9 protein-coding genes and 2 tRNA genes are annotated in these 14,194 nt (G+C 63.3%); 7 read left to right on the top strand and 4 right to left on the bottom strand.

Annotated elements, in window-relative coordinates:
* The first annotated feature begins 140 nt into the window (after nt 1–140).
* The 6 genes from D573_RS0103540 (at nt 141) to D573_RS0103515 (ending at nt 8,794) form a co-directional block, all read left to right on the top strand.
* Nucleotides 141–2,273 carry a type I secretion system permease/ATPase gene (locus tag D573_RS0103540; protein ID WP_018937733.1) on the top strand — a complete coding sequence of 711 codons (2,133 nt, stop codon included), beginning with the start codon at nt 141–143 and terminating at the stop codon, nt 2,271–2,273.
* Nucleotides 2,270–3,688, top strand: coding sequence for an HlyD family type I secretion periplasmic adaptor subunit (locus D573_RS0103535; RefSeq protein ID WP_018937732.1), 1,419 nt, complete (start codon nt 2,270–2,272; stop codon nt 3,686–3,688). Before D573_RS0103540 ends, D573_RS0103535 begins: the two co-directional genes overlap by 4 nt.
* Nucleotides 3,689–3,693: 5 nt before the next feature.
* Nucleotides 3,694–4,308 (top strand): response regulator transcription factor, encoded by a 615-nt coding sequence (locus tag D573_RS0103530; RefSeq protein ID WP_018937731.1) that lies wholly within the window; start codon nt 3,694–3,696, stop codon nt 4,306–4,308.
* A 318-nt stretch (nt 4,309–4,626) separates the two neighbouring features.
* Nucleotides 4,627–6,318 carry a retention module-containing protein gene (locus tag D573_RS0103525; RefSeq protein ID WP_018939167.1) on the top strand — a complete coding sequence of 564 codons (1,692 nt, stop codon included), beginning with the start codon at nt 4,627–4,629 and terminating at the stop codon, nt 6,316–6,318.
* Between the two features lie 102 nt (nt 6,319–6,420).
* Entirely contained in the window at nt 6,421–6,750 is a 330-nt protein-coding gene (locus D573_RS0103520; protein WP_018937729.1) for a hypothetical protein, read from the top strand.
* Nucleotides 6,751–6,892: 142 nt separating this feature from the next.
* Nucleotides 6,893–8,794 (top strand): retention module-containing protein, encoded by a 1,902-nt coding sequence (locus D573_RS0103515; RefSeq protein ID WP_026287910.1) that lies wholly within the window; start codon nt 6,893–6,895, stop codon nt 8,792–8,794.
* Nucleotides 8,795–9,308: 514 nt separating this feature from the next.
* Here the strand turns inward: D573_RS0103515 and D573_RS0103510 are convergent.
* Both D573_RS0103510 and D573_RS0103505 read right to left on the bottom strand, forming a co-directional pair.
* On the bottom strand, nt 9,309–11,216 hold the full coding sequence (locus D573_RS0103510) for a LapD/MoxY N-terminal periplasmic domain-containing protein (protein ID WP_026287909.1): 1,908 nt from the start codon (nt 11,214–11,216) through the stop codon (nt 9,309–9,311).
* A 14-nt stretch (nt 11,217–11,230) separates the two neighbouring features.
* Nucleotides 11,231–11,890 (bottom strand): transglutaminase-like cysteine peptidase, encoded by a 660-nt coding sequence (locus tag D573_RS0103505; protein ID WP_231367857.1) that lies wholly within the window; start codon nt 11,888–11,890, stop codon nt 11,231–11,233.
* Between the two features lie 419 nt (nt 11,891–12,309).
* On the opposite strand from D573_RS0103505, the gene D573_RS0103500 reads away from it, so the two are divergent.
* On the top strand, nt 12,310–13,695 hold the full coding sequence (locus D573_RS0103500; RefSeq protein WP_018937725.1) for a TolC family outer membrane protein: 1,386 nt from the start codon (nt 12,310–12,312) through the stop codon (nt 13,693–13,695).
* A 229-nt stretch (nt 13,696–13,924) separates the two neighbouring features.
* Here D573_RS0103500 and D573_RS0103495 read toward each other — a convergent pair.
* Both D573_RS0103495 and D573_RS0103490 read right to left on the bottom strand, forming a co-directional pair.
* Nucleotides 13,925–14,000 (bottom strand) — tRNA-Thr (locus tag D573_RS0103495).
* Between the two features lie 68 nt (nt 14,001–14,068).
* A tRNA-Leu gene (locus tag D573_RS0103490) sits at nt 14,069–14,155 on the bottom strand.
* Nucleotides 14,156–14,194 lie beyond the last annotated feature (39 nt).

Genomic DNA, 14,194 nt, shown 5'->3' with positions numbered 1-14,194 from the left:
ACGCTGCCTTCTGAGGGATACCTATCAACCGCCACGATGCCGATGAACCGGACGATACCGCGAGGTCGAAACCGGACCAACAAGAGGCCGCAGCAGGGCCTGTGGGCGATGCGACGGCCGCCACGGAATCTCTCCCGGTTTTGGATGCAAGCGATCGTCCCGATCCCCTTCTGGGCGGGCTGATCCTCATAGCGCGTACCCATGGCCTGAACCTGACGGCGGATTCGGCCCGTGCCGGCCTTCCCCTGGAAGACGGGCGTCTCAGCCCGGGCCTGGTGGATCGTGCCGCGCGGCGCGCGGGGATGACCACGCGCACGGTGACCCGCGAGCCGCGGGCGCTGAAAGAGGAGCTCCTGCCGGCCCTGCTGCTGCTCGACAACCACGAGGCCTGGGTCCTGGTGGGCTGGAACGAGGACAAGAGCGTGGCCCGCGTCGTCGACCCGGAGGTGGGTGACGCGGTGATCGAAGTCCCGCTCGATCGTCTGAAGGCACGCTATCTGGGCCGCGCGATCTACGTTCGCCCCGAGTTCCGCCTGGACGCGCGGGCACCACGCGTGTCGAAGGAAGACAAGGGACACTGGTTCTGGCGGGTCATTCGCGAGAATCGGCCGTTGTACCGCGACGTGCTCGTGGCGGCGGTCATGATCAACCTCTTTGCCCTGGCGATGCCGCTGTTCGTGCTGAACGTGTACGACCGCGTCGTCCCCAACCACGCGACGGAAACACTCTTCATGTTCGCCGCGGGCGTGGTGATCGTGCTGATCGCCGATCTGGTCTTGCGCACCATGCGCAGTCATTTTGTCGACAAGGCCGCGATGCGGGCGGACGTAAAGCTGTCCTCGCACATCATGGAGCGGGTGCTGGGGCTGCGCATGGAGCATCGGCCGGCCTCGGTGGGCTCGTTCGCGTCCAATATCGGCGCGTTCGAGTCGGTGCGCAGCTTCATCTCTTCGGCGACGATCATCGCTTTTGTCGATCTGCCGTTTGCGCTGTTGTTCATTGCGATCATCGCGCTGATCGCCTGGCCGCTGGCGGTACCGGTGGTGATCGGTGCGCTGGTGTTGTTGCTGTACGCGACGGCGATCCACCGCAAGCTGCATGCGCTGGCGGAGGAGAGCTACCGCGTCGCAGCGCAACGCAACTCCACGCTGGTGGAAAGCCTTGCCGGTGCGGAGACCCTGAAGGCGCTGAGCGCCGAGGGGCGAGTCCAGGCGACCTGGGAGCGTTCGACGGCGCATCTGGCCCGCACCAGTGCGCAGAATCGCCTGCTCACGGCGAGTGTTACCCATACCGCGCTATGGGCGCAGCACACCGTCGGGGTGGCCATTATTGTCCTTGGCGTGTTCCTGCTGATGGAGGGCGATCTGTCGATGGGCGGCCTGATTGCCGCCTACCTGATTTCCTCCCGGGCGATGGCGCCGATCAGCCAGACCGCGGGGCTGTTGATGCAATATCACCAGGCTTCCACCGCGCTGGGCTCCCTTAACGAGATCATGACGCTGCCGGTGGAGCGGCCACCGGAATCGAATTTCCTCAGCCGCGATCGCTTCGAGGGGGCAATCGATTTCCGCAATGTGGACTTTGCCTACCCCGAGCAGCCCAACCCGGCATTGCGCAACGTCTCGTTGCGCATCCAGCCGGGGGAGCATGTGGCGATCCTGGGGCGGGTCGGTTCCGGCAAGAGCACACTGGCCAAGCTGATCATGGGCCTGTACCAGCCAACCGGCGGCGCGGTGATGGTCGACGGCATCGACGTGCGTCAGCTTGACCCGGCGGAGCTGCGGCGTTCCTTGGGGTATGTGGGTCAGGAGGTGACGCTGTTCTACGGCAGCCTCCGGGAAAACCTGGTCGCCAGTGATCCGCTGGCTTCGGATGAGGCGATTCTCAAGGCGATCGGGATATCCGGTATCGAGGACCTGATCAACACCCATCCGCAGGGCATCGACATGCAGGTCGGGGAGCGCGGCGGGCGTCTGTCGGGAGGCCAGAAACAGAGTGTCGGGGTGGCGCGTGCGGTGCTGCACGAGCCGAACATGCTCCTGCTGGACGAACCCACCAGCTCCATGGACAACTCGACCGAGCAGGCGATGAAGCGTCGTCTGGCCGAATTCATGGAGGGCCGCACGGCGGTGATCGTGACGCATCGCACCTCGCTGCTGGAGCTGGTGGACCGCATCATTGTGCTGGATCAGGGCCGCGTGGTGGCGGACGGGCCGAAAGACCAGGTGGTCCAGGCCCTGCGGGAAGGCCGCGTCGGGAAGGCACAGGCGTGAGCAAGCGAAAGGAAGGACAGGGGTTCGAAGACCTCGGGCGCGGGATGGATCGCGCCGGCAAGGTCGGCGCGCCCATGGTGGACCGGATCTTTCGGCCCTGGCTGACCAAGGAGGGCGCGGACCACCGGAACTGGGCTTCGGATGCCGACTGGACCCAGATTCAGGAAAAGCCGTTGCGTGCCCGTGCGCTGCTGTACGGGATTCTGGTGACGCTCGCCTTGCTCGTGTACTGGGCCTCGGTGGCGGAGATCGACGAGGTCGCGCGTGGCGATGGGCGCGTGATCCCCTCGCAGAACCTTCAGGTGCTGCAATCAATGGATGGGGGCGTCGTCTCGGACATCCTCGTGCGCGAGGGCGATGTCGTTGAACGCGGCGATGTCATGGTCCGTATTGATCCCACACGCTTTCTTTCCGATCTGGGCGAGGCCCGCGCCAGCGAGTTTTCGCTGCGGGCCCGGCAGGCGCGCCTGATCGCGTTGCTTTCGGATACGCCCTTCCTGGTGACGCCGGAGTTGCAACAGGGCCCGCCCGCCATCGTCGAGCAGGAACAGCAACTGTATGAAGAAAGCCTGGCGGAACTGAACTCGCGCATCCGGATTGCCGAGGAACAGATGCGCCAGCGCCAGGAGGAGTTGAACGAGGTACGGGCGCGCCGCACCCAGGCTGTGCGGGCACTGGAACTGGCCAGCCGGGAACTGGACGTTACCGAGCCGCTGGTGCAAAGCGGGGCGGTTTCAGAGGTGGAAGTGCTCCGCCTGCAGCGGGAGGTGTCCAACGCGCGTGGGGATCGCGACCAGGCCACGGCGCAGATCGCCCGCCTGAATGCCGCCATCGAGGAGGCGGAAGAGAAGATCCGCGAGGTGCGGCTCAATTTCCGCAACCAGTGGCGCGCCGAGCTGGCCGACACGCTTGGACGCCTGCAGGAGCTGGCCGAGGGGACCGAAGGGCTCGAGGACCGTGTGCGCCTGTCCGAGGTGCGCTCCCCGATGACCGGGATTGTGCAGAGGATGTTCGTGACCACTCGGGGCGGCGTGATCTCGCCGGGGCGCGAGGTGGCGGAGGTGGTCCCGTTGGAGGACGAACTCCTGATCGAGGCCCGAGTATCGCCACAGGATATCGCCTATCTACGGCCGGGCCTGCAGGCGCGGGTGAAGTTCACGGCGTATGACTTCGCGATCTATGGCGGGCTGGAGGCGACGGTCGAACACATCAGCCCGGACACGATCACGGACGACGATGGCAACACCTTCTACAAGGTCCGCGTGCGGACCGAAGAGACCGGCTTTGACGACGAACATCAGATCATGACCGGCATGGTCGCCCAGGTGGATATCATCACCGGTCGGCGAACGATCCTGCAGTACCTGCTGAAGCCGATCCTCCGCGCGGGCGATCTGGCCTTTACGGAGCGCTGAGAGACATGCAGATCTTCCTGATCGATCAAGATTCGCGGCCGTCGCAGCGCTGGGAGGCGGCGTTTCCGGACGCGCAGGTACTCCGGCCGCCGTTTCCCGCGGCGTTGCCCGAGGGCGCCGAGGCGTGCTGGGTGGGCACGGATCTGGCCGACTGGGAGCAGCACGTCAAGCAGCGCACGCGGGTGCACCGGGTGATCGTGCACTCCCGCCACCCGAACGACGAAGAAGGCATCCGTGCCTTCGACGCCGGCGCGCACGGTTACTGCCACACCCTGGCGAACGTCGCCCAGCTGCGAACGATTGCAGCCACCGTCACCGGGGGCGGTCTGTGGGTGGGCCCGGATTTGATGACCCGCATGATCCGCACAGTGCGCAGCGCGCAGCCGCGTGATCCGGAAACACCGCCCGAGGGCTTCGAGGAACTGACCCCGCGCGAACGCCAGGTCGCCCTTGCCGTGACCACAGGCGCGCACAACAAGGAAATCGCACGCCAGCTCGGGATGACCGAGCGCACGGTCAAGATGCACCTAGGTTCGGTCTTCAAGAAGCTCAACGTCGACGATCGCGTCCAGCTCGTCCTGCACCTTACGCGTCTGCGCGAGTCCTGGCCCACGGCCTGATCCGGTCCAGGCGATCCTTCTGGTCGTCGTCCGGGGGTGATGGGGTTCGCGACCCACATGACCATCCTGCGGGCCGCGCCGCCTGACGGGTGGCTCGCCTTCGGGGCTCGACTCGCTCGGTTCGTGGATGTGGCGAATCATCTCGCCCGAAATCGAGACCCACATCGTTACGAGTGCATCTGGTTTTCCCGGTCGAGTCCTACGGCCGTTCCTTCTGCCCCCCCCTGTACTTCAGTACAGCTGTCGCGCCAGCGGCTGCTTCCCTAGCATCTTATCCAGCAAAAACTTTCAACTAGTACCGTATCCAAGGGGATCGTCATGTCCGAAGTCGTCGTAGCGACCGTTGAATCCATTGTCGGCACTGTCATTGCGCGGGACGAGGACGGCAACACCCGCGTCCTGCAGCCGGGCGACCAAATCTTCCATGGCGAAGAAGTGATCGCCGAAGACGGCGCCTTCATCGAAATGGCCTTCGAGGACGGGTCCACCATGACGCTGGCCGGCAACGAATCGGCCACCATCACCCCGGACCTTGCCGAATCCGCCGAACCCGAACCCCAGGACGCCGAGGTGGCCGACGCCACCGTTGAGGAGATCATTGCGGCTCTGGATCGGGGCGAAGACATCACCGATCTGATCGAGGCCCCGGCCGCCGGTGCTGATGGTGGCGATGGTGGCGGCGCCAGCTTTGTTCGAATCGCTCGGGTGGCAGAGGAGCCACTTGCTGTGCAGTACGAGTTTCCGAGTAATAGCTTCGGCGAGCCGGGGTCCGTTGGAGGAAATGATTCCGGTACCTTGGCCGATGGCGACGATAATGATTCCGAAAACAACGGCAATGATCCTTTGAACGATGAGCCGGGTGACGATGAGCCGGGTGACGATGAGCCGGGCGATGATGAGCCGGGCGATGATGAGCCGGGTGACGATGCGCCGGGTGACGATGAGCCGGGCGATGATGAGCCGGGCGATGATGAGCCGGGCGATGATGAGCCGGGCGATGATGAGCCGGGCGATGATGAGCCGGGCGATGATGAGCCGGGCGATGATGAGCCGGGTGACGATGAGCCGGGTGACGATGAGCCGGGCGATGATGAGCCCGTCGGTCCATCGACTTGGTCAGTGAGTGCCCATACCGTCGGTGCAAGTGACGTCCGCGGGACGATGGCTAAAGCGCATGACCTGAAAAATACCAATGACCAAAGTGCCGATTGGACTCGGGATGACGACGGCTTTTTTGCGGTTGACCACAGCGGAAATAACGACCCGACAGCAATCGAAGGTGGAGAAGCGCTGCTTTTCGGTTTGCCTGGATCTGTTTCGGGGGCAACCTTCCAAATTGAAGGAAAAGCATCTGGTGGTTCGTACCACCTTTACAACCATGAGGGAGTGCGCCTCGGTGGCGCCCGTGATCTGGCGGACGACGTGAGCGAAGAGGGCCTCCTGAGCGTAAGCGAACCCTTTGCTTACATCGCTTTCCAGGGGGGCTCGACAGGCAACGGAAACAGTGGCGATGAAAGTGCCTATTCGGTGAAGCCGATCGATGTGACCCTGGCAGGAGTTGACGGTTCCACTTTGTTGGGTGTTGATGGTGACGATATCTTGGTCGGGACGGAGAGTGATGACCTCATCATTGGCGGTGCGGGAGATGACATTCTAACCGGTGGTTCGGGTAACGATACCTTCAAGTGGAACACTGGGGATCAGGGTATCGAGGGTAAGGTTGCCAACGATGTTGTGACGGACTTCGGTAATGGGGGTAATGTCCTGGATGTTTCCGACCTTCTGGATAATGCTAGCGAATTAAATATCGCAGATTTCATCATCGCTGAAGAAGATGGAGGTGATACGGTTCTGTACATCAGCTCCGTTGGTGATCTGGACGGCAATACGAATAAGGCCGATCAGACCATCCGGTTGGAAGGGAAGTCGTTTAGTGACTTCGGCGGAGGTGGTGCCGAGGATGTGATCAAACATTTGTTGAGTAACGACCAGCTCAAGATCGACCAGTAAGCGGTCGTGTTGGGAGCCCCGCCGGTCTGGATCGGCGGGGCTTTTTCGTGTCTGGAGGTGTAGTCTGGCAAGCGGAGTCGGAAACGGCCGGAGGGGCCGCGCATGTATGTGAGACGGGATACGGAAGGCAGGATCGACCAGGTGAGCCGCGAGGCGGATGCCGCTTGCACGGAGTTCGTGGCAGCGGATGCACCGGAGATGGTGGCGTTTCTCGGCGGGGATGTCGGCGAGCCCGCGCCGGCCGTGTTGCAGGCCTCCGACCTGGAGCTGATTCGAGTGCTGGAGGACCTGGTCGAGGTGCTCACGGACAAGGGCGTGATCCGGTTTACGGATCTCCCGGAGGCGGCACAGAAGAAGCTGTTGGGGCGCAAGGATCTTCGTGCCTCGGCGCAACGTCTGAACTTGGTGGAAGACGATGAGGGCTTGCTTTAGACCGGTCGGGAAGTAGATCGGGCGCGATAGGGTCGAGTGTGTCCGTGGTGCCACAATCGGGTGATCCGCGACAGCTGGATTGAAAAGTTACAGGTGAGCGTTCGTATGGGCCGGTCTGCAGGATCGGCGTAGGAGGGGGAGAATGGCTGTGAATGCTGTGGTAGCTACTGTTCAGGCGTTGACCGGGACGGTGATAGCCCGGGACGCCGAGGGCAACTCGAGAGTGCTTGGCGTGGGCGATCCGGTGTATGCGGGCGAGGAAGTGATCCCGCTGCGCGGCGCGTCGGTGGAACTGGAAGGGATGGACGGTGTCGGCGTTTCGCTTGGCGAGGGCCAGCAGGCCCTGATGGGCGAGGCCCTGGCGGAGAGCGGGCGGGCCGATAATCCGGAGATCCCGACGGCGGAAGAGGTGATTGCCGCCCTCGACCGGGGTGAGTCGCTGGATGCGCTGATCGCACCTCCCGCAGCCGGCCTGGAGGGCGGTGAGAGCGAAGGGGGCGGGTTTGTCCGCGTCGCGCGCATTAGCGAGCCTGTGGAGCCGATTAACTACACGTTCCCGGTGAACGCTTTCGATCGGCCGGATGCCTTGGGCGAGACGGTAGCCGTCCCCGGGGGCGAAGCGGTCGAGACGGGCATTCCACCCGGTACGCCACCGACCGATCCATCGGTAGATCCCCCTCCGGTGGAACCGCCGCCTGTCGATCCGCCGCCCGTGGATCCCCCTCCTGTCGCGAACCCGACCCTTGCAGTATCCGTTTCGGTGACAGCGGGGTATGGCTACGAAGAGGCGAATGACGCCGCCGCGGGTGACGTGGTTTTCGATGTGTCTCACGTCCTGAATCTGGACGGGTTGGACCCGTCACTGGCCGGGGCGATCGCCTACAGCATCGTGGGTGGGGATACAGCCTACCTGGCGCTGGCCCAGGACGGCTCGGGTAACTGGGTGGTGGTTCTGACCGAGGCCGGGGCGGCAGCGATTCGAGCCGGTCTGGTGGATGGCAATCAGCTGAATGTAACGATCGAGGGCACCGTGGTCCTGTCCGGGATGGACGATCTCGTGGATACCGGTAGTGGCGTGGCTCCCGTGCCCGAGCCGAGTGGCGAAGAGCCGCCGGACCCGGTTCCGGATCTGTTGGCTTCTGCCCATACGGTGGGCGGCAGTGATGTTCAGGGGACGATGGCGAATGCGAACAACCTGAAGGAGACCGGTTCGCAGAGTGCAGCCGTCTCGCATCAGGACGGCTTTTTCGCGATCGACCATCAGGGGGCTTCGGATGACCCCAACGCGATCGAGTTCGGCGAGGCCTTGCTCTTTACGCTGGTCAGCCCGGCCGATATGGCCGTGTTCCAGATCCAGGGCGCCATTAACGGCGGCTCCTATCACCTCTACGACGGCGAGGGTGTCCGGATCGGTGATGCCCGTGATCTGGCAAGCGATGTGAACGAGAATGGCTTCCTGGAGCTCAGTGGCGAGACGTTCTCCTTTATTGCATTCCAGGGTGGGAGTACGGGTCCTGGAGCCAGTGGGGACGAAAGCGCGTTCGCGGTGAAGCCAGTCGATCTTTCGGTGCAGGTGGGTCAGGGCGAGGATGCGGAGTTCTATCCCGCGGGTGGCGAAGAGGCGCTTGCCGCGGAAGTGGTCGATGCCCTCGGTGACGCCGATGACTTCGGGGCGAATTTCCTGACGGTCGATTCGGATCAGGACATCTTTGTCGTGTCGCAGGGTGGTGAAGGCAGCATGGAGGATCCAGCACGCTTCATGATCCAGGGCTTCAGCCTGGAGAGCAACGATCCCGGTGCCCAGATCACGCTCGGTGAGCTCCTGTCCAGCGCGAGCCAGGAGACGATCGACCAGTACCTGATGGCGGAAGCGCAGGGCGAGGATACCGTGCTGCACATCAGCTCGGGCGGCATGCTGGGGAGTGACACGGGCGGTGCCGATTACGCCATCACGCTGGAAGGGGTCAGCATGAATGGCTTCGACTCGTCGTACGACTTTATCCAGACCCTGATCGAAACCGGGCATCTCTCCATCGATCAGTAGCGGTCCCTGCCATCGGAATCAAGGGCCCGGCGCCGCGGTGCGGCCCGGGCCTTTTTCTTTTCCGGAATGGAATCTCCGAGCAAGTGAAGTCCGGATTAGAAACGAGGATCAGCCAGTGGCGGGGCTCATTCGGGGACGTGCATGGACCGTTCCGGGCCACTTTGAGTCAGGCCTTCTTGGGAATGTCACCCTCCTGAGGCCCCTTACCCCTGCCCAGTCATCCCGGCCGGAGCGAAGCGAAGAGCCGGGATCTCCCCCGTTGGGGCAACCCCAAGCGCGGAGATCCCGGATAACCGCTACGCGGTTTCCGGGATGACGAAACAGGGGGGGGCAGCTGGAGACGCGAGCTCGACCCTGGCCCGCACGGTCCTTGGGCCTAGCTGACTCTCGTTGCTAATCGGGAGGAGGGTTCGTGCTGGGCGAGTAGCGGACTGTCGTTCCGGCCTGGGGCCGGTCGGACAGTTGGCTCCGTGCACGGGTGACCATGCAGACGCCTGCGATCCGGCACGATGCCCTAACGCGTCGGTTCCCGGACCGCGCTACCCGTGATGGCATCGATGCCGGCATCCATCAGCGGATCGATGTCGTCGCTGCTGTCACAGCCTTCGGCGATCACAAGGATCCCGATGGAGTGCGCCAGGGTGCAAAGCCCGCGTATGAGGGCCTGGGTCTCGCTGGAGCGATGCACGCCGTGGGTCAGGGAAGCCTGCAGTTTGACGTAATGGAGGCCAAAGGTGGTCAGGTCGTGCGCCTGAAAGGCTTCCGGTCCCGCGTGCTCGAGCCCCACGGTGAACCCCGTCAGGCGGGCGATTCGACAGAGATCGCGTAGTTCCGCAGGGTGTGCAAGTGCACCACGAGCCGGGAACTCGACCCACAGGCGTCCCGCCGCTTGGGGGTCCAGTTGCAACCGGGCCTCGAGGGCCTGACGGAAGTGGGTGTCACGCAGGCTGTCCACCGAGAGGTTGATGGCCAGGCGTTCGTCGGGCGATTGCAGCCGGGACAAGGCCCGTTCCAGGACGGCGTCGTCGAGCCGGCGGATCAGATCGAGGCGCACCGCCCAGGGCATGAAATAGCCCACGGGTCGCAGTTCGCCGTCGAGTAACAGGCGCATCGGCGCTTCGTGATGCATCAGCTGTTGGTCGGCATCGATCACTGGAAACCGACCCAGCTCCACCCCGTGCTGGTCAAGCGCGTCGGTGATGGCCGCCCGCCATTGATGCTGGTCCGAATAGGGAAGGGCGGCATGGGGCTCGTGGGCGACTGCATCGCCGGGCTCCAGTTCCGCCCGCGCCAAAGCGAGATCCGCTCGCGCAAGAACCTCCCCGGTGGTGTCTTCGGGATGGTAGAGCGTCGCGGCAACATGAAGCGCCAGGGCGTCGGGTGCGTCGTCGCCGAGCGTATCCCGAACGCCGCCCAGCAGGGACTGTGCGAAGCGGTGACTGTCCGCGATGCTGTCACCAAAGACCGCGATGTCGGAGCCGTTGAGCCGTCCGGCGGCACCATACTCGGTATGGGCGACGGCCTGTTCCACGACCTTCGCGATTCGCGCGAGCAGCGCATCGAGATTCTGGTGGCCGACGATCTGGTTGATCGTGGCCAGGTCGTGGATGCGGAGCACCACGAGGCTGCCGGAAGAACCGGCATGTCGGTTATCCAGCGTGGCCTGCAGGCGGGCGAGAAAGGGCTCCCGGGCCAGCAGGCCCGTCACGTCATCGTGCTGCAGTCGGGTCTTCAGGCGTTCCAGTCGTCTCGACTCTTCAACGAGCATGGCGCGGACATGCTCGGTCAGTTGGTTCATCGCGCGTACCAGGGCGCGGAATTCCCATGTGCGCGGTTCCGGGGTGGTGATGAAGCGGCGTGCACCTACCGCTTCGGCCTGCTCTACGACTTGCCGGAGGGGCTGGATGAGTCGTCCGAGCAGGAACGACCCCAGTAGACCGATGACCAGGAGCCCCACCGTGAAGATTGCCGTCAATCGAAGGGTGCCGGCCCAGAGTTCTTCGTATGCGTAATTGGTCTGGCTCTCGACGATCAGCGTGCCAAAGGACGACCAGCCATCGGACACCTGTGCCACCCCGGGGCGGACATCGAAATTCAGGGTGTCGATGAACCACATCGGGACACCCCGAGGCGCTTCGGGATTGCGTCGTTCCAGCATGAGCTCGCCCGTGGGATCCTCGAGCCGGATATGGCGGTAGTGGCCGGTATCGAACTGGGAGGAAATCTGCAATTCAACGGTCGTATCGTCCTTGGGCAGCTGGGACAGCGACAGTGCCAGCGAGGCGGCATTGTCGATGTTCTTGGTCAGGAGCTGCTGGGCCAGGTAGTTGCGCGCCGAAAGGGTGCTCGCCACGATGCTTACCAGCAGTGCGAGCAACATGATGATTGCGATGGCAACCCAGAGTTGTTTTCTCAGTGTCATGGCTGCGCCCTTGTTTATGGGGTCGGGTTGATCGGTTGGTTGAGGTCCAGGCCGTACTCATCCAGTTGGTCCAGGACTCGGCGCCACCTGGACAGGCGGGCGGTGGGGTCGCCTGCGGACTGGGTGGTTCCATCGGGCCACAGGCCCTGGCTATTGAACGAGAAGATAGGCGTGAGATCGTCGCGCTGCGAGGCGCGTTCGACGCGGGTGATCAGGTTGTCTAGGACTTCGGGCTCGCCTCGGGGGTCCGTGAAATACCCGAGCACCATGTGCGCCTGACTGATGTTGCTGCCCGGCCCACCCATACGCGCCCGCACGTAGAAAAGGCGAAGGCGCTCATCCGGAATTCCCAGTTTGCGCAGGCTCACGTACTTGGCAATGCTGAAGTCTTCGCAGTCGGCGGCGCCCTTGTCCATGGCTTCCAGCGGGGTCGCCCAGAAATCCTCCTGGCCCCAGGTGATCTGGTCATCCTGGTAGCGAAGCATGCGATTGAAAAACTCGTTCACCCGCGCGACTTGCACCCGTTCGTCTTCACTGGCTAACTCCTCGAGCAGGTTGCGCCACTGCCGGACCCGTTCGGCGGCCTCGGGACCGTAGCGGATGGCCGCGACCTCTTCGAGTTGCGCCAGGTCATCGAGCCCCGCTTGTGGGGTGCCCAAGACCCATGCCGACATCGCCAGAACCAGAGCAAAGGCCAGGTGCTTGATGACGAGCGGCGAATTGCGGGCACGAGAGCGGAGCACGTTGGCGTGCCCTCCGGTGGCTGAGAATGGCGCTGTTAGGCAAATGATGGGCCACGTAAGCCGGGAAAGCCAGAAACAGACGGGCTACACGAGTTGAAGGTGGTGGTCCGCGGGGCTTTCAGGCGTTTGCCAAGCGTTAGGTGGGATCTTTGCTTCTGTTTGCGCAGCGAAAGAGCAGCCCATAGCCTGAAGACTTTTTTGCAAGTAGTTTGTTCGAGTAGTGAAGCGCGTTTGCCCGCGAACCAATGGGTGAACTTTCAAGTGACATGTGGGGGGGACACATCATGGTGAATGGATTTGGGTTTACGGCCGGCAAGGGAACCTTGCTGGCACTGACAGCAGCCGTAGCGATGGTCGTCGGCGGGACAGCACAGGCCGAGCCGCCAGAACCGCTGCGGGACGCCGCGATGGAAGCGGTGCTTTCCAACCCGGACGTACAGTCACGCTGGCACGCATTTCGTGCGGCGGGCGAGGAGCAGACCGGGGCGCGTGGCCGGTTTATGCCCGAGATCGATCTGAACGCTCGTGCTGGGTACCAGAGCCAGCGGTCCAACGGCAACTTCGACAACTTCTCGCGCAACCCGCGCGGGGTAGACATCACGCTGACGCAGATGCTGTATGACGGCTTCGAAACGGCCAGCGAGGTTGGGCGGCTGGGCGAGATCCAGCGCGTGCGCTACTTCGAGCTGCGTGAATCGACCGAGGAGACCGCGCTGGAAGCGGTGCGGGCCTTTGCCGATGTGCAACGCCAGCGCGCCTTGGTTGAGCTTGCGCAGGAAAACTACGACGCCCACAAGGACGTCTACGATCAAATCGTGGATCAGACCGATCGGGGTGTTGGCCGGGGTGTGGATCTCGAACAGGCCTCTGGCCGTTTGGCCCTGGCGGAGTCGAATCTGCTGACCGAGCGGCAAAACCTTCACGACGTCAACGCGCGTTACTACCGCGTGGTCGGGCAGATGCCGGCAGACGAACGTGTGGATCTCGTGGGTACGTTCTCCGACGAGCCGATTCCAGCCACGGCGCAGGAGGCCCTGACCGAGGCGATCACCAAGAACCCGGCGATGTTCGCCTCGCTGCGCAACATGGAGGCCGCCCAGCAGCAGCGCAATGTCGCACGCTCTGCGTTCCATCCGCGGGTCGATCTTCAGCTGCGTCACGCCTATGAAAACGACCTCCTGGATCGCGATGATACCCGTATTCGCGACACTTCCGCGTTGGTCGTGATGTCCTTTAACCTCTTCCGCGGCGGGGCGGATCAGGCGCGTGTTCGCCAGTTCACCGAAGAATTCAATCAGGCGCGCGATCAGCAGGAAGGGGTGTGCCGCAATGTGCGCCAGACGGTTTCCGTGGCGTATAACGATATCCGTTCGCTCGAGAGTCAGCTGCGTTTTCTGCGTCAGCATCGGGACTCTTCCGATCGTGTTCGCACGGCGTATCGTCAGCAGTTCGGCATCGGGCAGCGAAGCCTGCTGGATCTGCTGGATACCGAGAACGAATACTTCGAGGCGAGTCGTGCTCACGTAAATGCGCAGCATGACATGGAGATCGCCAAGGCTCGTGCCTTGAACGGGCTGGGTCGCCTGCTGGAGTACCTGGATGTGTCACGTGGCGACATGCCGACTGCGGCGGACCTCGGCCTCGTGGACGAGGCTGCGCGGATCGATCCGGAAGCGGTCTGTCCGGCCGACGCCCCGCAGATGACGGAAACGCGTCATGAGAGCATCTTCCGCTAGGAGGCGGATGGTCTCGCGGGTTTGAAGAAAGGGTCAGTCTTCGGGCTGGCCCTTTTTAATGGTGGCGTCTGGACCTAGCAGCACGTTGAACCGCCCCGGGTGTCGCGGAGAGCTCTTGTCATGTGTGGACCTGATCCGGGGAAGTCAAAGGCCGGGCAGCCAGAACGCTGACAGCTTGATGTGTGCCAGCGGGGCTCATTCACGGGGGCTATTTAACTAACTGAAAAAATGGAGCCGGCGACAGGAGTCGAACCTGCGACCCTCTGATTACAAATCAGATGCTCTACCAACTGAGCTACACCGGCCTGGTGCCAGGGGCGCATCATTGGATGCTTCCCTGGGGTTTGGGCCTGGCGGCGGGCCCGAGAAGATTTGGTGCCGGGAGCGAGAATCGAACTCGCACTCTGTTGCCAGAACCGGATTTTGAATCCGGCGCGTCTACCAGTTCCGCCATCCCGGCTTGTGGGGCCGTAGTGTAGCGCAGGTTCTCTGCGGCACA

The organism is Thioalkalivibrio sp. AKL9 (genome assembly GCF_000377825.1).
GTDB lineage: Bacteria > Pseudomonadota > Gammaproteobacteria > Ectothiorhodospirales > Ectothiorhodospiraceae > Thioalkalivibrio > Thioalkalivibrio versutus.
This window is presented reverse-complemented; position numbering and strand designations above follow the sequence as displayed.

What these genes read in the sequence shown, in the direction of transcription:
- D573_RS0103510 (WP_026287909.1), bottom strand. Translation starts at nt 11,216, where the DNA reads ATGACACTGAGAAAACAACTCTGGGTTGCCATCGCAATCATCATGTTG.
- D573_RS0103505 (WP_231367857.1), bottom strand. Translation starts at nt 11,890, where the DNA reads ATGTCGGCATGGGTCTTGGGCACCCCACAAGCGGGGCTCGATGACCTG.
- D573_RS0103500 (WP_018937725.1), top strand. Translation starts at nt 12,310, where the DNA reads ATGGTCGTCGGCGGGACAGCACAGGCCGAGCCGCCAGAACCGCTGCGG.
- D573_RS0103530 (WP_018937731.1), top strand. Translation starts at nt 3,694, where the DNA reads ATGCAGATCTTCCTGATCGATCAAGATTCGCGGCCGTCGCAGCGCTGG.
- D573_RS0103515 (WP_026287910.1), top strand. Translation starts at nt 6,893, where the DNA reads ATGGCTGTGAATGCTGTGGTAGCTACTGTTCAGGCGTTGACCGGGACG.
- D573_RS0103525 (WP_018939167.1), top strand. Translation starts at nt 4,627, where the DNA reads ATGTCCGAAGTCGTCGTAGCGACCGTTGAATCCATTGTCGGCACTGTC.
- D573_RS0103520 (WP_018937729.1), top strand. Translation starts at nt 6,421, where the DNA reads ATGTATGTGAGACGGGATACGGAAGGCAGGATCGACCAGGTGAGCCGC.